The organism is Citrobacter sp. MGH106 (genome assembly GCF_001037495.1).
Taxonomy (GTDB): Bacteria; Pseudomonadota; Gammaproteobacteria; order Enterobacterales; family Enterobacteriaceae; genus Citrobacter; species Citrobacter murliniae.
This window is the reverse complement of the sequence record NZ_KQ089822.1, coordinates 1,830,361-1,850,116: the sequence shown is the minus strand read 5'-3', so window position 1 is coordinate 1,850,116 and position 19,756 is coordinate 1,830,361. Positions and strand designations below refer to the sequence as shown.

Sequence of the window (19,756 nt, the reverse complement as noted above, 5' to 3'; positions counted from 1 at the left end):
CTGCCATGGTTTCCGCACAAGCGCTTAATAATAACCAGACTAAAAATGGCGTTATTAGTGACGCAACTCCACTTGTGGGTGCCGATTTATATCTTGATGTAACGTTAAATGGTAACCCCGTTGGGCTGGTTCACCTTGGCTATGATAATGGAAAACTCTACGCTGGCGCACAGACTCTGCGCCAGCTAGGTTTTCGCATACCACAGGAAACCTCCGGGCCTGTTAACCTGAACGACATCGACCAGTTAAATATTGACTACAACGTTCAGCAGCAAACCCTGGCGCTTACAGCACCATTGAACGTACTTGATCTTGCCACCACTCAGCTTAACCCCCCTGCAGAGAACGCACCGATGGCATCATCATCGCGTGGGGCGTTACTCAATTATGACGTCTATGCGCAACAGGGGGATGAAAGCAGTTTTAACACCTTTAGCGAACTGCGTGCTTTCAACAGCTTAGGGGTATTAAGTACAACCCAGCTTACGCAATATTCTACTGTTGCAAATGCGAACAACACTTTTAACCGGCTGGATACCAGCTGGCGTTCCTCGTTTCCGCAGGACATGCTGGCGATCACCGTTGGCGATACCCTGACAAGCTCACTCGCCTGGTCCCGACCTACCCACATCGGCGGTATCCAGATTGGGACCGATTTTGGTCTGCAACCCTATATGCCAACCACCCCACTCCCCGCCTACCTCGGCTCCGCAACCGTCCCCTCGAACGTTGAGCTGTACGTCAACGGAGTCAGGTACTACAACGGAGAAGTTCCGGCCGGGAGTTTTCAGATAAACACCATGCCAAACATCAGTGGCGCGGGTACCGGCCAGGTGATGATGACAGACGCGCTGGGCAGAACAACGGTACAAAACTTCTCTTTTTATAACGATCAACAACTCCTGCGGGCAGGGCTAACATCCTGGTCAGCTGAGCTGGGCGCAGTCCGGGAGAATTACGGTTACTCCTCATTTGGTTATGCCAGCGTCCCTGTACTCAGCGGTACCTGGCGTCGGGGGATCAGCAATACGTTCACCGCTGGCGTCCATGCAGAAACAAGTGATGGGCTTATTAATGCGGGTTTCAGTAATGACTGGATCCCCGGTAGCCGCAGCGGAACGCTGTCCACCGCACTGGCAGCCAGCGCCGACTCAGGGAAAAATGGTTTTTTGTACAGCGTGGGTTATCGCTGGTCTGCGGATAAATTTAATTTCAGCACCACTACCACCGCTACCTCCGGCGATTATCGGGACGTTGCCACCCATTATGGCGAGCCGCCGCCGACGCTGACCAGCAACACGGTTATTGGTTATTCAATGGCGTCTGCCGGGAATGTCAGCCTCAGCTACCTGCAGTTTCGCTATCCGCACGAAACGGCAGTGCGTTACGCCAACGCCAGTTGGTACAAATCTGTCACCGATAATGTCTCCCTCAATGCAGGCTTCAATCAGAACATCGATGATGACCGTGATCGCAGCATCTATCTGATGGTGACAGTCACCACCGGCAATAACCTCAGTGCCAGTAGCACCATACAACACACCAATAATGAAACCGGCTATCAGCTAAATGCCAGTCAGACACCACCTGCCGACGGTGGATGGGGATGGAATATTGCCGCCAACCAACAGGCATCCCGCCAAAGCGGCCAGGGTGAGGTGGGATACCTGGGACGTTATGGGAAAGCATATACCGGCTTTAGTCGTTTACCGGACAACCACTATGGATATGCGGGGGTGACCGGTTCTCTGGTCACGATGGGCGGCGGCCTGTTTGCTGCCCGTGAAATCAATAATGGTTTTGCTGTGGTATCAACAGACGGCGTTCCTGACGTCCCTGTCAAACTGCAAAATAATCTTGTCGGGCACAGCGATGATCAGGGTCTGTTGTTAGTCACATCGTTGAACAGCTACCAAAGTAATCAGATCAGTATCGACCCGATGGATCTTCCCGCCAATATGCGGATCTCACGCGTTGAGGCTAACGCAACACCAGCGGATCGTTCCGGAACACTTGTCAGTTTTGGCATAACTCCCGTTCGCGCCGCACAAGTCATCCTGGTGGATGTTCAGGGTAAGGCGATTCCTGAGGGCAGCATGGCGAACGCTACCACAGGTTCGGGTCAGTCGTCTGTCGTCGGATTTGACGGTATGACCTGGTTCGACACGCTGGAACAACATAATCGTCTGCGCGTCGATACTGAAACCGGCAGTTGCAACGTGCAGTTTGACTACCCTCCTTCAGCAAAAGGCATTGTGCAGATAGGACCACTGGTATGCCGGTAAAAAGAACAGGAGAATTTTCTTGAGGTTAAGACATTGGCTACTCATGGTCGTTTTACCCGGATTTCCCGGAATAAGCTATGCAGTTACCTGTTCGGTAAGCAATGTTCAGCCAGTCAATTTTGGCTCCGTAAACCCGTTGTCGACGAATGGCGCGACATCAACAATGACGTTTGCCTATAGCTGCGCAAAGGAACTTGGCGATGTGCTTGCAGGGATCAATCTCTGCTTTAATATTGGCGCGTCAAACGTCAGCGGGCAGGTTACCCCGCGCACTATGTCATTAAGCGGTACACCGGCCAGAACGCTAAACTATCAACTCTACCAGGACACCGGATACAGCAAAATCTGGGGGAGCCAGTATCAGTCGGGAACCACCTTCCCGATGGTGCAGCTTAATCTGCTGAATCTGACGCCGGTAACAGGCACGTTAACGGTATTCGCGAAGATTGCCACCCCACAAACCGCCGCAGTCCCCGGCAACTATCAGGATAGCTATACGCCAGCAACCGCCCTGGTCACCCTCAATCCAGGACTACTTTTCCCGCCTACCACCTGCGGCGATACCGTTGCCGCCAGGTTGCCTTTCAACGTATCGGCCGTAGTCACGAAACAATGCAATATCAGCTATGCCAACAACATTGCCTTTGATCCGGTTAAGGCGAGCCAGCGTAATGCCACCGCGACAGGCTCCCTCGGCGTGGCATGCTCCACGAGTACCCCTTATACCATTGGGTTAACGCCCTCCAACGGCAATACAACAGGCAGTGGCATTATGGCCGGTACGGGTGCGAACAACGATAAGGTACCCTATCTGCTTAGCTCGACACCGGGGCCATCCGGTACAGTGTGGGGCAATACATCCCTCAATAACGTGGCAGGAACCGGCACGGGTTCAACCACGGCTTATCCGGTTTACGCCACTGTTCCCAGCGCGAACTATACCCCTGACAACTATGCCGACACCGTCACCATCTCTGTCACCTACTGACGCGCTGAACCGTCACCAAAAAACAACAAAAGAAAGCACAAATCATTATCATATTATTTACTTTTAGAGGTGCGTCATAAATCTGACAAATAGCACGCCTTAGGCATCATGCAGATTATGTGCATCAATTATCTATAAAAGCGCAGATTACGCCTTTAATATAAATAATTATTCATTAAGACTTTGCGTCAGCACCGAATTTTTGGCGGAGATTTCGTTTCTGGATGAGCCGATTCTTTGAAAAAATGTTAAATTTAAGTTTATATGGTGAGATTCACTGTATACCACGGCTAAATTAAGAACATATTACTTTTATAACTAAGGTTTATCATGGATAAGTTATCTTACGCTTCAGATAGCAGCACATCTGCCTGGAATACCTACCTGCAACAAATCGAGCGTGTGGCCCCTTACCTGGGCGAACTTTCCCATTGGGTGGATACCCTGCGTCACCCAAAACGCGCTTTGATTGTCGATATCCCGGTACAGATGGATGACGGTACCATCCGCCATTTCGAAGGATACCGCGTGCAGCACAACCTCTCACGAGGCCCTGGTAAAGGTGGTGTGCGTTATCATCCTGATGTTGATCTTAATGAAGTGATGGCCCTTTCTGCGTGGATGACCATCAAATGCGCAGCGCTGAACCTGCCCTACGGCGGCGCAAAAGGCGGCGTTCGCGTCGATCCGTTTAGCCTGTCCGAAGGCGAACTGGAGCGTTTGACCCGTCGCTATACCAGCGAAATCGGCATTATCATCGGGCCGCAGAAAGATATTCCTGCGCCGGATGTTGGTACTAACGGCAAAGTCATGGCCTGGATGATGGATACCTATTCCATGAACCACGGCACCACAGTGACCAGCGTGGTCACCGGTAAACCTATCCACCTCGGTGGCTCTCTGGGTCGTGATAAAGCAACCGGCCGCGGCGTTTTTGTTAGTGGTCTGGAAGTGGCACGCCGTGCAAACATCATGGTTGAAGGCGCTCGCGTGGCAGTGCAAGGTTTTGGTAACGTCGGCAGTGAAGCCGCCCGTCTGTTCGCAGCCGCGGGCGCTCGCGTCGTGGCGATTCAGGACCATACCGCTACGCTGTTTAACGCCACCGGGATCGATATGACCGCCCTCACCGCTTGGCAACTGGAGCACAAACAGATTGCCGGTTTCCCGGGTGCAGAAACGATTGCCAGCGAAACCTTCTGGAGCCTGGAGATGGATATTCTGATCCCAGCAGCACTCGAAGGCCAGATTACCCGCCACCGCGCGGAGACGCTGACCTGTAAGCTGGTGCTCGAAGGCGCAAACGGCCCAACTTATCCGGATGCCGATGACGTTCTGGCAAGCCGCGGTATTGTCGTCGTACCTGACGTTGTTTGTAACGCGGGCGGCGTAACCGTCAGCTATTTCGAATGGGTTCAGGACATGGCAAGTTTCTTCTGGAGTGAGGAAGAGATCAACGCGCGTATGGATAAAATCATGACCGATGCGATGGTGCACGTCTGGGAGAAAGCGGCTGAGAAATCCTGCTCCCTGCGTACCGCTGCCTACATCGTGGCGTGTGAGCGAATTCTGTTGGCTCGAAAAGATCGTGGTATTTACCCGGGCTAATGCCAGGCCAATCCTAAAAGACCACCTGCTCAGCAGGTGGTTTTATCTCTACAATACCCATCACGTTCACTTTCTGCGATAAACGCTGCCTAACCTCTCATTTCTGCTGATTTATGCACCAATACGTTCCAATACGGAACATTACAAGCCATGAATGTTCCGTATTGAAACATACATGCCGTCAATTTTCTTTTGACTACCCTCGTGCACAATAACCTTATCGGCAGCGAGCGGTCGCCGTGCGTTGTACACAACCGATACCCTACATCAGATGTCTGCCCGATTTATGCAGCCATCTCAGGACTGTCTGCGGAGCATAAAAAATGAAAAAATTGATTAACCGTGTTGAAGACGTACTGAATGAACAACTCGCGGGACTGGCAAAAGCCTACCCTTCACTGTCACTGCATCAGGACCCTGTGTACGTTACTCGCGCAGACGCGCCGGTGATGGGCAAAGTGGCGCTGCTCTCTGGTGGCGGCAGCGGACACGAGCCGATGCATTGCGGTTATATTGGTCAGGGCATGCTTTCCGGTGCCTGTCCGGGTGAGATCTTCACCTCACCAACGCCTGACAAAATGTTCGAATGCGCAATGCAAATTGACGGTGGCGAAGGCGTCCTGCTCATCATCAAAAATTACACCGGTGACATTCTTAACTTCGAAACCGCTACCGAGCTGTTGCATGAAAGCGGCGTAAAAGTCACCACGATGGTGGTGGATGATGATGTTGCGGTAAAAGATAGCCTGTATACCGCGGGTCGCCGTGGCGTCGCCAATACGGTACTGATCGAAAAACTGGTTGGTGCTGCCGCTGAACGTGGAGATTCACTGGAAGCCTGCGCGGCGCTGGGTCGCAAACTGAATAATCTGGGTCATTCCATTGGTATCGCCATCAGCGCGTGTACCGTTCCTGCCGCCGGACAACCCTCTTTCACCCTACAGGACAATGAGATGGAGTTCGGCGTCGGTATTCATGGGGAACCCGGGATTGACCGTCGCCCCTTCTCTTCCCTTGACCAGACCGTGGATGAAATGTTCGATACCCTGCTGGAAAACGGTAGCTACAGCCGCTCATTACGCCACTGGGATAACGTCCAGGGTGCCTGGCAGGAAGGCAAAGAAACCAAGCAACCTCTACAGGATGGCGATCGCGTCATTGCGCTGGTCAATAACCTTGGTGCAACGCCGTTGTCCGAACTTTTTGGCGTGTATAACCGTCTTGAAAGCCGCTGTCAGGATGCGGGCATCATTATCGAACGCAACCTGATCGGTTCTTACTGCACCTCTCTGGATATGACCGGCTTCTCAATCACCCTGTTAAAAGTGGATGACGACACGCTGAACTTATGGGATGCACCGGTTCACACCCCTGCTCTTAACTGGGGTAAATAAGGAGATTCATGATGTCCCTCAACAGAACACAAATTGTTAACTGGCTCTATCGTTGCGGTGAAATATTCACCACAGAAAGTGATTTCCTGACCGGACTTGATCGGGAGATTGGTGATGCAGACCACGGCCTGAATATGCACCGTGGCTTCAGTAAAGTGGTCGAAAAATTACCGTCAATTGCGGACAAAGACATCGGCTTTATTTTGAAAAACACCGGAATGGTGCTGCTTTCAAGCGTCGGAGGTGCCAGTGGCCCGCTGTTCGGCACCTTTTTCATCCGCGCGGCGCAGGTGACTCAGGCACACCAGAGTCTGACGCTTGAGGAACTTTATCAAATGATACGCGATGGCGCTGAAGGTGTGATCAGCCGGGGTAAAGCAGAGCCTGGTGACAAAACGATGTGCGATGTTTGGGTGCCGGTGGTTGAGTCGTTGCGCCAGTCCTGTGAACAGAAGCTAACGGTACAGGCAGCGCTGGAAGCAGCAAGCCAGCAAGCGGAAGCGGCGGCGCAAAGCACTATTACGATGCAGGCACGCAAAGGCCGCGCCAGCTATCTGGGTGAGCGCAGCATTGGGCATCAGGACCCTGGAGCAACGTCCGTTATGTTTATGGTGCAGATGCTGGCTCAGGCATCCAGAGAGTAAGGATAAAGCGATGGTAAACCTGGTTATTGTGTCTCATAGCGCTCAGTTGGGCGAAGGCGTCGGTGCGTTAGCCCGGCAGATGTTAATGGGTGACGGCTGTAAACTGGCGATTGCCGCGGGCATTGACGATCCTGAGAACCCCATCGGCACCGATCCGATTAAGGTAATGGAAGCCATTGAGTCAGTGGCGGATACCGATCATGTTCTGGTAATGATGGATATTGGTAGCGCATTACTGAGTGCGGAAACGGCGCTGGAGTTACTCGATCCGGCGATTGCCGCAAAGGTACGTTTATGCGCCGCCCCTCTGGTTGAAGGCACGCTGGCAGCGACGGTCAGTGCTGCTGCGGGGGCCGATATCGAGCGGGTCATCAAGGATGCCATGAACGCCCTCGACGCTAAATATGAGCAACTGGGTTTACCTTCGTCATCTCCGGAGAAAACCGCACCGGCTGCACTGTCAGCCGACGCGGATGCACGTTCGGTTGCCGTAGTAGTGAAGAATCCCAACGGCATACACGTCCGCCCGGCGTCAAAGCTGGTCTCCACCCTGTCTGTTTTCAACGCTGACATGTTGCTGGAGAAAAACGGTAAGTGCGTAGTCCCTGACAGCCTTAACCAAATCGCCCTGCTTCAGGTGCGTTGTAACGATACGCTGCGACTCATTGCCAAAGGTGAACAGGCGGACGATGCGCTGGCAGCATTCCAGCAGCTTGCAGCAGAGAATTTTGGCGAGACCATAGAAAAACCACATGCTGACAAATTGGCACATTCAACGCCCTCGCAGGTAACCGGTATGGCCTTCTGTTACACACCGTTCTCGCCGGAAATCCCCTGTCATGCAACAGCAAATATGCAGGAAGAACAGCAGCAGTTAAAGGTAGCTATACGCAAGACACTGGACGACCTGAGCTTTCTGACAGCTCTCGCGGAAGAAAAATATTCCGCCGATATCGCCGCAATTTTTTCTGGTCACCACACTCTGTTGGATGATCCTGAGCTGTATGATATGGCCTGCGATCTGATGCGTGAAAAACAGTGTAGCGCCGGGTATGCCTGGCAAAACGTTCTGAACGATCTGCGCCAGCAGTATCTCCAGCTCGACGATCCGTATCTACAGGCACGATATATTGATATTGAAGATTTGCTGTCCCGTTCGCTGAGGCATCTGACTGGGGAACATGCGCAAATCCCCACATTTGTTCGCCCAACAATACTGGTCGCGGATGCCATTTACCCCTCTACCGTGTTGCAGCTCGATCCGCTGACTGTTAAAGGCATCTGCCTGCGAGACGGGAGCGAGACTTCTCATTCGGCGATTATTGCACGTGAAATGGGCATCTGCTGTATTTGCCAGCAAGGCGAAGCACTCGACGCGATTCAAACGGGTAACACCCTGACCCTTGACTGCGTGGCGAATAGACTGTTCTTTGTGAACTGATACTCACCGCACACCCTTACCGTCTGGGTGTGCGGCTTCCCCTGAGTACATCAGGAAATGTCTGTTTGTTCGCAAAATAGGCCCTCAATCACGCGCAACGGCCAATCCTGAACTAAGGTTTTCTCATGGTAAATGCCGCTACTTCGGCACGCCGCTAAGGAGATTAACCGATGATAACGCCAGCAATTCGCCATCCTGGCATGCTCTCTGTCGTAATAAAACTGACACTCGCAAGTACCCTTTTCGCCTTTAGCTCGTTTGCCGTTAATGCCGCGGAACAGCCAACCGACGCACCTCAGCCTCCTGATATCCTGCTCGGCCCCCTGTTTAATGATGTGCAAACAGCGAAACTATTCCCCGATCAGAAGACCTTTGCCGACGCCGTACCCAACAGCGATCCGTTAATGATCCTCGCTGATTACCGGATGCAGAAAAATCAATCCGGTTTCGATTTACGCCATTTTGTGAATGTAAACTTTACACTGCCCAAAGAGGGTGAAAAATACGTGCCGCCTGCAGGACAGTCACTCCGTGAGCATATCGATGGGCTGTGGCCGGTGTTAACGCGTTCAACAACAGATGCCGAGAAATGGGATTCGTTGCTACCACTGCCCGAACCTTATGTCGTACCCGGCGGTCGTTTTCGCGAAATTTATTACTGGGACAGCTATTTCACCATGCTGGGGCTTGCTGAAAGCAATCACTGGGACAAGGTTTCCGACATGGTGGCGAACTTTGCTTACGAAATCGACACATGGGGACACATACCTAACGGTAACCGTACCTACTATCTAAGTCGTTCTCAGCCTCCGTTCTTCGCCTTTATGGTCGAACTGCTGGCACAACATGACGGTGATGATGCTCTGAAAAAATATCTGCCGCAGATGCTCAAAGAGTACACGTACTGGATGGAAGGCGTCGAAACTCTCCAGCCTGGCCAGCAGAACAAGCGTGTCGTCAAACTGGCTGACGGAACCATTTTGAACCGCTACTGGGATGACCGCGATACACCAAGACCGGAGTCTTGGGTTGAGGACATCGCGACCGCCAAAAGCAACCCGAACCGCCCCGCCACAGAAATTTATCGCGACCTGCGATCTGCCGCGGCTTCGGGCTGGGATTTCAGTTCACGCTGGATGGATAATCCCAGCCAGTTGAGCTCCATTCGCACCACCAGCATCGTCCCGGTAGACCTCAATGCGTTGCTTTATAAAATGGAAAAAATGATCGCCCTCGCCAGTAAAGCCGCAGGCGACGACGCGAAGGCTGCGCAATACGAAGGCTTCTCCAACGCCCGGCAAAAAGGGATCGAAACCTGGTTATGGAATGATAAAGAAGGCTGGTACGCCGACTACGATCTGCAAAGTAAGAAAGTACGTAATCAGCTGACTGCCGCCACGCTGTTCCCGCTGTATGTCAATGCGGCAGCGAAGGATCGAGCCAGTAAAGTCGCTACTGCAACCCAGAAGCACCTGCTGCAACCCGGCGGTGTGGCTACCACGTCGGTGAAAAGTGGCCAACAGTGGGATGCCCCTAATGGCTGGGCTCCCCTGCAGTGGGTTGCCGCCTCCGGGCTACAAAACTATGGTCAGGATAACGTCGCCATGGACGTGACCTGGCGCTTCCTCACTAACGTTCAGCACACTTACGACCGTGAGAAAAAGCTGGTTGAAAAATATGACGTGAGCACCACTGGCACCGGCGGTGGTGGTGGCGAGTATCCGTTGCAGGACGGCTTTGGCTGGACCAACGGCGTGACATTAAAAATGCTCGATCTGATTTGTGCCAAAGAAAAACCCTGTGACAACGTTCCATCAACGCGCCCGACGCCTGCCAGCGTTACACAGACCGAAACCCAAAAGCAGACTCAAACAACCCCATAACGTGCATGTGTTGCCCGAAAATCCGCGCATCGTCGCGGATTTTTTATTTCAGTCTCCCTCTCTTTTCACTGTCCCCATTGCACATAACTCTTACGGGTTATCCGAGATTTTCATCAGTGTGAAATTGATTCTGAACATGTTTTTATTCGCTATATATGTAAATATATAGCGAATTTATCACCGTTCAGGATGAATATAATGCCACTGACAAGACGGATGTTTGCCCAGCTCGTGGCCTCTGCGCTGCTTTTACGCCACTTTCCGGCCAGCGCCCGTACGCCGCTCACCGTTGCTATCGGTTCCTCTCCCGGGACTAACGCTATTCAACGCGTGGTGAGCGCCGGAGCTCCCGCTGATGTACTGCTGTTAGCCGTCGCACCGGAAAAGCTGGTGGGATTTTCATCCTTTGATCTCTCCCACCAGGCTGCCATTCCTTTGTCAGATAACATCCGGGCATTACCCAAACTGGGCAGGCTGGCGGGTCGTGCCAGCACATTGTCTCTTGAAGCATTGCTGGCGCTGAAGCCCGATCTGGTCGTTGATTGCGGTAATGCGGACGAGACCTGGCTTTCACAGGCAAAGCAGGTCTACGCGCAAACGCAGATACCGTGGCTGCTGATTAACGGCGAACTTCGACAAACTCCGCAACAACTGCACGCCGCGGGTAAAGCACTGGGCACGGAAACGCGAACAGCAGCCCAGGCAGCACTTGCCCAGAAATTCATTGATGAAGCCGATATTTTTTCGCGCTCTCCAGCCGCCAAACTGCGTTTTTATGCCGCTCGCGGCGCCAGAGGACTTGAAACGGGGTTACAAGGCTCACTGCACACCGAAGCCGCAGAGCTACTGGGATTACACAATGTAGCGCAAATCCCAGGACGGCACGGACTGGCGCAGGTGTCGATGGAAAACCTGCTGAGCTGGCAGCCCGATATCATCCTGGTGCAGGATGCGGTTACAGCACAGTACCTGCGAGAAGATCCGGTCTGGCAAGGGGTAAAGGCCGTCGCCGATAAACGTATTCTTTTTCTCAGCGGTCTGCCGTTTGGTTGGCTCGATGCGCCTCCCGGCATCAACCGTTTACTGGGTTTACGCCGCCTGCACGCCTGGCTTGAGCCACTGGTAAATGCAAGTTTTCAGGATGACATGCAGCGCTATTCACAGCTGTTCTGGCATACCTCTTTAAGCGAATCGCAGTATCAACAACTGGTGGCGGTCTGATGAGAACAACGACACTCAGTCTCCTGATGATTGTGACCATTGCGCTTTGTGTGGTTGTCGCTGTGCTTTCCGGAGCCTATCGGCTGGATATTCAGCATGTGATGGCGCTCATTGTCAGCCAGGAGGGTGTGACGGCGCAGGATAAAATCGTCTTCTGGCAAATTCGTCTGCCGCGTATTGTGGCCGCGCTGCTACTGGGGGCGGCACTGGCCGGAGCAGGCACAACCTATCAGGGAATGTTCCGTAATCCGCTGGTCTCACCGGATATTCTTGGCGTCGCGGCTGGTGCCGGTTTAGGTGCCTGCTCGGCCATCCTGCTGGGTTTGCCGATATTGTTTATTCAGCTTTACGCATTCGTCGGAGGTTTGCTGGTAGTCGCGGGCGTCTGGCTCATTACCCGCCGTGTTTCCCGCCACGATCCGGTATTAACGCTGGTACTGGTTGGGATTGCGCTGGGAACAGTATGTGGCGCGGGAATTTCGCTTATCAAGACGCTGGCTGACCCATATACCCAGCTCCCTTCGATTACCTTCTGGCTACTCGGCGGTTTATCCACCATTACGCTACATGACCTTTGGTTTTCAGCGCCGCTGATCGTGGCAGGTTCGATTCCGCTTTTGCTGCTGCGATGGCGCATGAACCTGCTTACGCTCTCGGATGATGAAGCACGCTCACTGGGAATTAACGTTTCTCGGCTGCGGCTGGGGTTGATCGTCTGCGCCACGCTCATTACCGCCAGTACCGTTGCCATTGCGGGCATTATCGGCTGGATTGGGCTGGTTGTGCCGCATATTGGCAGACTCCTCACCGGTAACAATCACCAGCAGTTACTGCCTGTTTCAATGGGAATTGGTGCCATTTTACTGCTGTTGACCGACACCCTCGCGCGCACGCTTAGCAGCACGGAAATCCCTCTCGGGATCCTGACGGCCTTTATTGGTGCCCCCTTCTTTTTGTTACTGCTCCTGCGGGGTGGTCGCCCATGACGCTGCTAACCGTGTGCAACGCTTCGCTGGGATATTCTGCCCAACACCCGGTGTTACGCAATGTCTCGTTCAACGTCTGCGAGGGGGCAATTTGCTGTCTGCTTGGCGCAAACGGTAGCGGAAAAACCACGCTGATGCGCACGCTCCTTGGCGTTATCCGGCCACTCCACGGCGATATTTTACTGGATGGCGTAGCGGTGAATCTTCTCAGCGAACGTGAGCGCGCGGGTGCCATCGCCTGGGTCCCGCAAGCCCACGACGGCGCTTTTGCCTTCACCGTTCTGGATATGGTGATGATGGGACTGACCCCGCAGATGGCCGCCTTTGCAGTCCCTGGCGTAAAAGAGCGAGAAATTGCATACCAGCAACTGGAGCTGCTGGGGATCCCCCATCTGTCAGACAGACGCTGGAACACGCTGAGTGGCGGTGAACGCCAGTTAGTGCTGATTGCCCGCGCGCTGGCGCAGCACCCACGTTTACTGTTGCTGGATGAACCGGCCTCCAGCCTCGATTTTGGTCATCAGATCCGCCTGCTCGACACGCTGGTTACACTGAAGAAGAGCGGAATGGCCCTGTTGATGTCCACTCACCACCCATTGCATGCGCGAGCAATAGCCGACAGCGTAGTGCGCATCGAACCAGACGGGCTGGTATCGCAAGGTCTTCCCGAACAACAACTCGCCACAGATCGGCTGGCAACGCTGTACCGCGTCGCCCCTTCTCAAATCCACCACCACCTCTTTGGCACCCAACAATAAGGAATCACGATGCTCATTGACGACATTGATTTTGCTGACCTTTACCGTAAACAGTTACTTCTGGCGAACCGAACCGAGAAAAAGCCGGAGCACTGGGATAAACGTGCGGAAAAAATGGCAGAGAATTGCGCCTCATTAACCGACAGCTATCTGCAACAGCTGCTGGGAAAAATTAATCTTGAAGGTGTTGAATCACTGTTCGATATGGGCTGCGGTCCTGGTACGGTCTCACTGGCATTGGCAAAAAAGATCCCGACAATATACGGCGTGGATTATAGCCAGGGAATGCTGAGCGTGGCCGCCCGTCGCGCCGGGCAGATGGGAGGCAGCCATGTCCACTGGGTGCAACGTTCCTGGGAGGAACACTGGGACGATTTGCCCCCATGCGATATCGCCGTAGCGTCCCGCTCCACGCTGGTCGCCGATATGCACCAGGCGATGACAAAACTGAACAATCAGGCGCGACTGCGGGTTTACACCACCCATCTCGTGAGTTCTTCGTTTGTTTCTCCCACCATTCAGCGCGCGCTGGGCCGCGAGGTGATTGAGCTTCCTAACTATATCTACGCGTTAAACGTTTTATACCAGATGGGCATCCACGCCCACGTTGATTTTATCCGGGGGCCAAACTGTCAGCAGGACAACAGCACCTGGTCCCGCTTTCTGGAAAATGTGCGCTGGAGTATGGGCGATCTCAGTGAAGATGAGGTTGATCGTCTGGATACCTGGTATCAGCAACAGGATCCCCGCGCCATTGCTCCCGCCAGTCGCGACTGGGCGCTGATCTGGTGGGACAGCGTCGCCCCGGAGGCGCTGCGATGATTTACTTTTCTCAGGCGCAGACCGACGCCTTGTTACTGGAAGATATTCAGGGGGGCGACCTGACTACCCGGGCACTGGGTATCGGTGCACAACCAGGAGTTATGGAATTCTGCCATCGCCAGGGCGGGTGCGTCAGCGGCATTACCATCGCCAGACAAATGCTTCATTCACTGGGACTGACCGTCACCGAGCAACTGGCGGAGGGTGAACGGGCGACCGCCGGTCAGTTAGTTATTCGCGCACACGGGAATGCGGCCGCGCTACATCAGGGCTGGAAAGCCGTACAAAATGTTCTGGAATGGAGTTGCGGCGTTTCAGACTATCTCGACAATATGTTGACCATTGTTCGTAGCCGCTACCCTGACGCCCAGATAGCCTGTACCCGAAAAGCGATTCCTGGCACCCGAATGCTGGCCACACAAGCGATTCTCGCGGCGGGAGGGATTATCCACCGAGGCGGATGTGCCGAATCCGTACTGCTTTTTGCTAATCATCGCCGTTTTCTTGCTAACGAAAACAACTGGGCTGACGCTATCGCACAGTTGCGACGTCATGCGCCGGAAAAAAAGATTGTGGTCGAAGCGGACAATCCCACAGAGGCGCTGGACGCGCTACGCGCCGCGCCCGATGTTCTGCAGCTCGACAAGTTTAGCCCTGAACAGGCCGCTGAGATTGCACGCATAGCCCCTTCTCTGGCCCCCCATTGCACGCTGGCGCTGACTGGCGGCATTACTCTCGCCACCCTGGCGAGTTACCTCGATTGCGGCATCAGACTCTTTATCACTTCCGCACCTTACTACGCCCCACCAGCGGATATCAAAGTCACCCTGAGTCCGGAAGCTCGCGGTATTTAACATTCATAAATGGACTAAAAATAATGAATTTCAACAAGAGTTTTCTTTACACAGCGCTGTCGTTTGTTTTTGCACAGAATGCTTACGCCGGGCCAGAAAGCGAAACGATGACTGTCTGGTCAAGTCCAGCCTCTGCGGCCAGCACGACGGTACTTGGACAGGAAACAATGCAGGATCTGGACAAGCAAAACGTTGCCCAGGCGTTGAGTGTTATCCCCGGTGTAGTGCTACAAAAATCAGGCAACCGTAACGAACAGCAGGTGAAAGTACGCGGCTTTGATAGCCGTCAGGTGCCGGTATTTTTCGACGGTGTTCCTGTTTATATCCCCTATGATGGCAACCTGGATTTAGGACGTTTTCTCACCTCTGATATCGCCACGGTTGAAGTCTCTAAAGGTTACTCATCCTTGCTTCAGGGACCAAACCAGATGGGTGGCGCTATCAACATCACCACTAAAAAACCGACGAAACCCGTTGAGAGCAGTATCGGATATCGTCAGGGCTGGAGTCGCAGTAAAGACAATGCCCACGATATGCACGCCTCATTTGGTGCCAGTAACGACTTGGGATATATCCAGCTTAGCGGTAGCCAACTGAAGCAAGATTTTCTCGGCTTGCCGCATGGTACGGATAACCCGGTGGCGGGTCGCAATGGTAAAATGATTAACTCATCCGCTGATGATAAACGCGGGATCGTTAAACTGGGTTTCACCCCGCGTGACAATGATGAATATGTCCTCACCTACATCAATCAGGACGGCGAAAAAGATAACCCTCCCTACGCCGGTACCAGCAGCCAGAAATCACGCTACTGGCAGTGGCCACAATATGATAAAGAGAGTTATTACTACCAGGGCACTACACATCTGGGCGATCGCTTTACCCTGAAAAGTCGACTTTATCGCGACACCTTTGAAAATACGCTGATGATGTACAACTCTGTTGCTGATTTAAAAAATAAGAAAGGCAGCTACAGCCACTATTCTGACTATAGCGACGGGGCTGGCCTGCAGCTCGCCGCCGATATGCGTGAAAACGATCTGCTCTCTTTTGCTGTTAACTGGAAAGACGATGTTCACCGCGAAAAAGGCGCGCCGAACGCTGCTTACGATCGTTACGAAGACCGTACCTGGTCTGTCGCCAGTGAATACCAGTGGGCAGCAGCGGACAGTGTCGATGTCGTCGCGGGTATAAGCTACGACTGGCGCGACAGTCTGGAGGGGATGAAGCATGAGAAAAACGGTAGCGTCACCCATTATGATGACAACAATCAGTCGGCATTTAACTGGCAGGTGATGACCAAATATCACTTTGAAAATTCTGACACCCTGGCGCTTTCTTACTCTGACAGAACGCGCTTTCCGACGCTCAAAGAACGTTACACCACGTCGAAACCCGCTTATAACCAGGTGGCACTTGTTAATCCACAGCTAAAACCTGAACGTGCCCGCAGCGTCGACCTGACCTGGAATGGTTCGCTCACACAGGACTGGGGATTTGAAGTCAGCGTGTATTACAACCGCATTACCGATGCGATTCTTTCGCACAATATTGATGCAGACACTATCCAGAATCAGAACAGCGGTCGCGTGGATTACACTGGTCTGGATGCGGGTGTCAAAGGTAACGTCTTTGATATGCTGGACGTCGGGTTAAGCTATGGACTCATCCATGCAGACGCCAAACGCAGTGATATCGGCAAGATTACCGACCTGCCTACGCAAACGCTCACAGCCTGGATGACGCTAAAACCCTGGGATCCGCTCAGCATCACGCTGTCCGAAGAGGCACGTTCCTCGAGCTACAGTAATACGGATGGCTCACAAAAAGCAGCAGGTTTTGCCATCACCCATTTACGTGCCGACTACGCCATCGGTCACGGTTTTAGCGTTAACGCATCGGTCAATAACCTGTTTGATACGCAATATGTGTATAGCGAAGGGTTTATCGAAGAAGGTCGCAATTACTGGGCAGGCGTTGAGTATAAATTCTAGCTATTATTGTTTCAGAAAAACGGCCCCGAGGGGCCGTTCAATTAATTTCTGCGCACAAGGCGGAAAACACCCAGCACGACAATCGCACCAACGACAGCCACCAGGAAACTGTGGAGGTTAAATCCACTGATATCACCACCGAGACCAAACATTGTTGCCAGCCATCCACCAACCACGGCCCCGACGATACCGAGAATACAGGTCAGGATATACCCACCACCATCACGACCCGGCATGATCAGTTTGGCGATCACCCCCGCAATCAGACCAAAAATAATCCAGGCAATAATTCCCATTTTCAGGCCCTCTTTCCAGTGAATGCACGCGCAAGACATTCCTGCGCCACTAGGTTAAGTATAGGCAGTGCGTTTTCATTCAGACGTAATTCCGTGGATTTGATAAAAAATTTCATCCATTTGTATTAAGTTCCGTCACGTGATGCCGATAATCCAACGACAAACCAGGCATCCAGGAGTCATTAGGTGTGAGCAACTACAATGAGCAGTTCCTGAAGCAAAATCCATTAGCGGTGTTAGGCGTGCTCCGGGACTTATATATCAACCAGGTTCCACTGCGTATCTCCTGGTCAGGAGGTCAGTTCATCAGCAAGATCCTCGCTGTTAACCCTGACGAACTGATCATGGATTTTGGCAGTCAGGAATATGAAAACCACGCCGTACAACGCGCGAATCAAATTTCTATAATCGCCGAAACGCAGGGGGCCAAAGTTGAATTCACCCTGCCAGAGCTCAAAAAAGGCGAGTATCAGCGGCTGCCGGCATTTATCTCATCACTGCCGCCTGCACTATGGTTCATCCAGCGTCGGGAGTATTTTCGCATCTGTGCTCCACTGCATCCTCCCTATCACTGCACGGCAAAAATGCCGGACAACAGTATTCTGCGTTTCCGCTTATTCGATCTGTCTCTCGGCGGGATGGGCGCATTGTTAGAAGAGGCAAAACCCGAGGGGTTGACGGAAGGGATGCGCTTCTCGCAAGTTGAACTGAATATGGAACGATGGGGGGTATATCATGTTGACGCCCAGCTCATCTCCATTAGCGAACGCAAAGTTATTGACGGGAAAAATGAGACCATCACCACTCCCCGCCTGAGCTTCCGTTTTCTCAACGTTGGCCCGGCGGTGGAGCGGGAATTACAGCGGATTATTTTTTCACTTGAGCGCGAAGCCCGGGAAAAATCTAATAAGGTGCGCGAATAGCATCGCGCTAACTACATGGCATCCAGCGCTTGCTGAAGCTTCCAGATATAGCGTGGAGCCTGCGGCGCAGGATGGTTATCGGCAACGTGTTCGATAAACTCATCAGCACTAAGATCGTTGATTTTGCTGATAGCCTTTTTCCTGTCGGAGGAGAATGTCCGCAGAAGCGCGCCGGCACCGTTGGCATATGACACCACCAGGGCATATTGCATTACCTGTGGATCTTCGATCCCAGCCAATGGCCCGTTTTCCAGAATACTCAGGTATGCTGCACCCATAGAGATATTTCGCTCAGGGTTTTTCAGCTCACTGGTAGACGGCTCTCCACTCCATCCCATGCGACGATATACATCCCGTCCCGAAGTGGAGGCTTTTAATTGCATCAGTCCAATTGCATTGGATTTGCTGACGGCATTTGGGTTACCACCCGATTCAATCGCGATGATAGCCGTAATCAATTGTGGGCTAACCCCCCAGGCCGCGCCGGCTTTTTCACTAATAGGCATCCATTGCATTGCGCGTTTTACCGGAACTTCAGCATTCCATGGCGGATTTTTGTAATCCTGTTTTGAACTACAGCCCGCAAGTAATACAACCAAAAAAGCAAACCATCTCAATTTCACGTCATCTATCCTTATAGCCGGAACCTGTCGCTGAGGTGACAACGACATACCTACGCGGCATGATATACATTTGGTTTTAGTTGTAGCAAGGAAATGCCATGTCCCGGTTTCACTTAATTGCCCCTTCGGGCTACTGTCTCAACCAGCAAGCGGCGTTACGCGGGCTTCAGCGTCTTACTGAAGCAGGTCATCAGGTCGAAAACTCTGCAGTTATTGCCCGTCGCTACCAGCGTTTTGCCGGTACCGAAGCAGAACGACTGGCGGATGTAAATTCACTCGTTGACCTGAAAACGCCCAATACCATTGTGATGCCGGTACGCGGCGGCTACGGCGCCAGTCGTTTGCTGGAGGATATTGACTGGCAGGCGCTGGCCGCCAGACAGCAACACGATCCGTTGCTTATCTGCGGGCACAGCGACTTTACGGCAATCCAGTGTGGTCTGCTGGCGCAGGGCAATGTCATCACCTTCAGCGGTCCGATGCTGGCAGCAAACTTCGGTGCCGAGGAGATGGATCCGTTTACTGAACAGCATTTCTGGCTGGCGCTGCGCAATGCGCAATTTACAGTCGACTGGCAGGGTAATGGCCCTGAATGCGCGACTGAAGGAACGTTGTGGGGGGGAAATCTGGCGATGCTCATGTCGCTGATAGGTACGCCGTGGATGCCAGCTATCGATAACGGTATTTTGGTGCTGGAAGACATTAACGAGCACCCATTCCGCGTAGAACGTATGCTCCTGCAGTTGTATAACGCGGGTATTTTAGCTCGCCAGAACGCCATCATTCTGGGCAGTTTTAGCGGCAGTACGCCGAATGATTACGACGCCGGTTACGATCTGGATGCAGCCTGTACGTTTCTACGTTCCAGACTGTCTGTGCCATTGATTAGCGGCCTCGATTTTGGCCATGAGCAACGTACCGTCACGCTACCGCTGGGCGCTAATGCAGTGCTGAAAAATGATAAAAACGGCAGTCAGCTCACACTGACCGGACATCCGGTGCTTAAATCGTAAAAAAAGCTTCATCCAGGGCTAAGTAA

The 19,756-nt window shown here is 52.8% G+C and carries 17 protein-coding genes; 15 read left to right on the top strand and 2 right to left on the bottom strand.

The features are described 5' to 3' along the window. Positions 1 to 5 precede the first annotated feature (5 nt). From SK36_RS08850 to SK36_RS08790, 13 genes are all read left to right on the top strand, one after another. Positions 6 to 2,285, top strand: a complete 2,280-nt coding sequence (locus SK36_RS08850; RefSeq protein WP_048222658.1) for a fimbria/pilus outer membrane usher protein — start codon at positions 6 to 8, stop codon at positions 2,283 to 2,285. Positions 2,286 to 2,304: 19 nt separating this feature from the next. Further along, positions 2,305 to 3,273, top strand: a complete 969-nt coding sequence (locus tag SK36_RS08845; RefSeq protein WP_048221337.1) for a Csu type fimbrial protein — start codon at positions 2,305 to 2,307, stop codon at positions 3,271 to 3,273. Positions 3,274 to 3,603: 330 nt separating this feature from the next. Then, the gene (locus SK36_RS08840; protein ID WP_045443817.1) at positions 3,604 to 4,878 is read left to right on the top strand and encodes a Glu/Leu/Phe/Val family dehydrogenase; all 1,275 of its coding nucleotides are present in this window, start codon (positions 3,604 to 3,606) and stop codon (positions 4,876 to 4,878) included. 323 nt (positions 4,879 to 5,201) lie between these two features. After that, positions 5,202 to 6,272 carry a dihydroxyacetone kinase subunit DhaK gene (gene dhaK / locus SK36_RS08835; protein WP_045443820.1) on the top strand — a complete coding sequence of 357 codons (1,071 nt, stop codon included), beginning with the start codon at positions 5,202 to 5,204 and terminating at the stop codon, positions 6,270 to 6,272. A gap of 11 nt (positions 6,273 to 6,283) precedes the next feature. Then, positions 6,284 to 6,916: a dihydroxyacetone kinase subunit DhaL gene (gene dhaL / locus SK36_RS08830; RefSeq protein ID WP_048221336.1), complete on the top strand. Its 633-nt coding sequence runs from the start codon at positions 6,284 to 6,286 to the stop codon at positions 6,914 to 6,916. Between the two features lie 10 nt (positions 6,917 to 6,926). Beyond that, a complete protein-coding gene (dhaM, locus tag SK36_RS08825; RefSeq protein ID WP_048221335.1) occupies positions 6,927 to 8,357 on the top strand; it encodes a dihydroxyacetone kinase phosphoryl donor subunit DhaM in 1,431 nt (476 codons plus the stop codon). A 170-nt stretch (positions 8,358 to 8,527) separates the two neighbouring features. Next, positions 8,528 to 10,240, top strand: a complete 1,713-nt coding sequence (locus tag SK36_RS08820) for an alpha,alpha-trehalase (protein ID WP_048221334.1) — start codon at positions 8,528 to 8,530, stop codon at positions 10,238 to 10,240. Positions 10,241 to 10,438: 198 nt separating this feature from the next. After that, the gene (locus SK36_RS08815) at positions 10,439 to 11,461 is read left to right on the top strand and encodes an iron ABC transporter substrate-binding protein (RefSeq protein ID WP_048221333.1); all 1,023 of its coding nucleotides are present in this window, start codon (positions 10,439 to 10,441) and stop codon (positions 11,459 to 11,461) included. A 26-nt stretch (positions 11,462 to 11,487) separates the two neighbouring features. After that, positions 11,488 to 12,447 carry a FecCD family ABC transporter permease gene (locus tag SK36_RS08810; RefSeq protein WP_417642548.1) on the top strand — a complete coding sequence of 320 codons (960 nt, stop codon included), beginning with the start codon at positions 11,488 to 11,490 and terminating at the stop codon, positions 12,445 to 12,447. Then, complete coding sequence (locus tag SK36_RS08805; RefSeq protein ID WP_048221331.1) at positions 12,444 to 13,205, top strand: ABC transporter ATP-binding protein; 762 nt, start codon at positions 12,444 to 12,446, stop codon at positions 13,203 to 13,205. The genes SK36_RS08810 and SK36_RS08805 overlap by 4 nt, the downstream gene beginning before the upstream one ends. Before the next feature lie 9 nt (positions 13,206 to 13,214). Then, entirely contained in the window at positions 13,215 to 14,027 is an 813-nt protein-coding gene (locus SK36_RS08800; RefSeq protein WP_048221330.1) for a class I SAM-dependent methyltransferase, read from the top strand. Then, a complete protein-coding gene (modD, locus tag SK36_RS08795; RefSeq protein ID WP_048221329.1) occupies positions 14,024 to 14,881 on the top strand; it encodes a ModD protein in 858 nt (285 codons plus the stop codon). Before SK36_RS08800 ends, modD begins: the two co-directional genes overlap by 4 nt. A gap of 23 nt (positions 14,882 to 14,904) precedes the next feature. Further along, entirely contained in the window at positions 14,905 to 16,875 is a 1,971-nt protein-coding gene (locus SK36_RS08790; RefSeq protein ID WP_048221328.1) for a TonB-dependent receptor plug domain-containing protein, read from the top strand. A 41-nt stretch (positions 16,876 to 16,916) separates the two neighbouring features. On the opposite strand, the gene SK36_RS08785 is transcribed toward SK36_RS08790, so the two are convergent. After that, the gene (locus SK36_RS08785) at positions 16,917 to 17,171 is read right to left on the bottom strand and encodes a GlsB/YeaQ/YmgE family stress response membrane protein (protein ID WP_045449665.1); all 255 of its coding nucleotides are present in this window, start codon (positions 17,169 to 17,171) and stop codon (positions 16,917 to 16,919) included. A gap of 188 nt (positions 17,172 to 17,359) precedes the next feature. On the opposite strand from SK36_RS08785, the gene ycgR reads away from it, so the two are divergent. Next, complete coding sequence (gene ycgR / locus SK36_RS08780; RefSeq protein WP_048221327.1) at positions 17,360 to 18,094, top strand: flagellar brake protein YcgR; 735 nt, start codon at positions 17,360 to 17,362, stop codon at positions 18,092 to 18,094. A gap of 11 nt (positions 18,095 to 18,105) precedes the next feature. On the opposite strand, the gene emtA is transcribed toward ycgR, so the two are convergent. Then, a complete protein-coding gene (gene emtA / locus SK36_RS08775) occupies positions 18,106 to 18,717 on the bottom strand; it encodes a membrane-bound lytic murein transglycosylase EmtA (protein ID WP_048221326.1) in 612 nt (203 codons plus the stop codon). Positions 18,718 to 18,815: 98 nt separating this feature from the next. Here emtA and ldcA point away from each other — a divergent pair, with 98 nt between their 5' ends. Continuing rightward, entirely contained in the window at positions 18,816 to 19,730 is a 915-nt protein-coding gene (gene ldcA / locus SK36_RS08770; protein ID WP_048221325.1) for a muramoyltetrapeptide carboxypeptidase, read from the top strand. Positions 19,731 to 19,756: the final 26 nt, after the last annotated feature.

Bases quoted from the DNA above. Each gene is read 5' to 3' on its own strand.
- SK36_RS08850 (WP_048222658.1), top strand. From the start codon at position 6: ATGGTTTCCGCACAAGCGCTTAATAATAACCAGACTAAAAATGGCGTT.
- SK36_RS08840 (WP_045443817.1), top strand. From the start codon at position 3,604: ATGGATAAGTTATCTTACGCTTCAGATAGCAGCACATCTGCCTGGAAT.
- dhaK (WP_045443820.1), top strand. From the start codon at position 5,202: ATGAAAAAATTGATTAACCGTGTTGAAGACGTACTGAATGAACAACTC.
- dhaL (WP_048221336.1), top strand. From the start codon at position 6,284: ATGTCCCTCAACAGAACACAAATTGTTAACTGGCTCTATCGTTGCGGT.
- dhaM (WP_048221335.1), top strand. From the start codon at position 6,927: ATGGTAAACCTGGTTATTGTGTCTCATAGCGCTCAGTTGGGCGAAGGC.
- SK36_RS08820 (WP_048221334.1), top strand. From the start codon at position 8,528: ATGATAACGCCAGCAATTCGCCATCCTGGCATGCTCTCTGTCGTAATA.
- SK36_RS08815 (WP_048221333.1), top strand. From the start codon at position 10,439: ATGCCACTGACAAGACGGATGTTTGCCCAGCTCGTGGCCTCTGCGCTG.
- SK36_RS08810 (WP_417642548.1), top strand. From the start codon at position 11,488: ATGATTGTGACCATTGCGCTTTGTGTGGTTGTCGCTGTGCTTTCCGGA.
- SK36_RS08805 (WP_048221331.1), top strand. From the start codon at position 12,444: ATGACGCTGCTAACCGTGTGCAACGCTTCGCTGGGATATTCTGCCCAA.
- SK36_RS08800 (WP_048221330.1), top strand. From the start codon at position 13,215: ATGCTCATTGACGACATTGATTTTGCTGACCTTTACCGTAAACAGTTA.
- modD (WP_048221329.1), top strand. From the start codon at position 14,024: ATGATTTACTTTTCTCAGGCGCAGACCGACGCCTTGTTACTGGAAGAT.
- SK36_RS08790 (WP_048221328.1), top strand. From the start codon at position 14,905: ATGAATTTCAACAAGAGTTTTCTTTACACAGCGCTGTCGTTTGTTTTT.
- SK36_RS08785 (WP_045449665.1), bottom strand. From the start codon at position 17,171: ATGGGAATTATTGCCTGGATTATTTTTGGTCTGATTGCGGGGGTGATC.
- ldcA (WP_048221325.1), top strand. From the start codon at position 18,816: ATGTCCCGGTTTCACTTAATTGCCCCTTCGGGCTACTGTCTCAACCAG.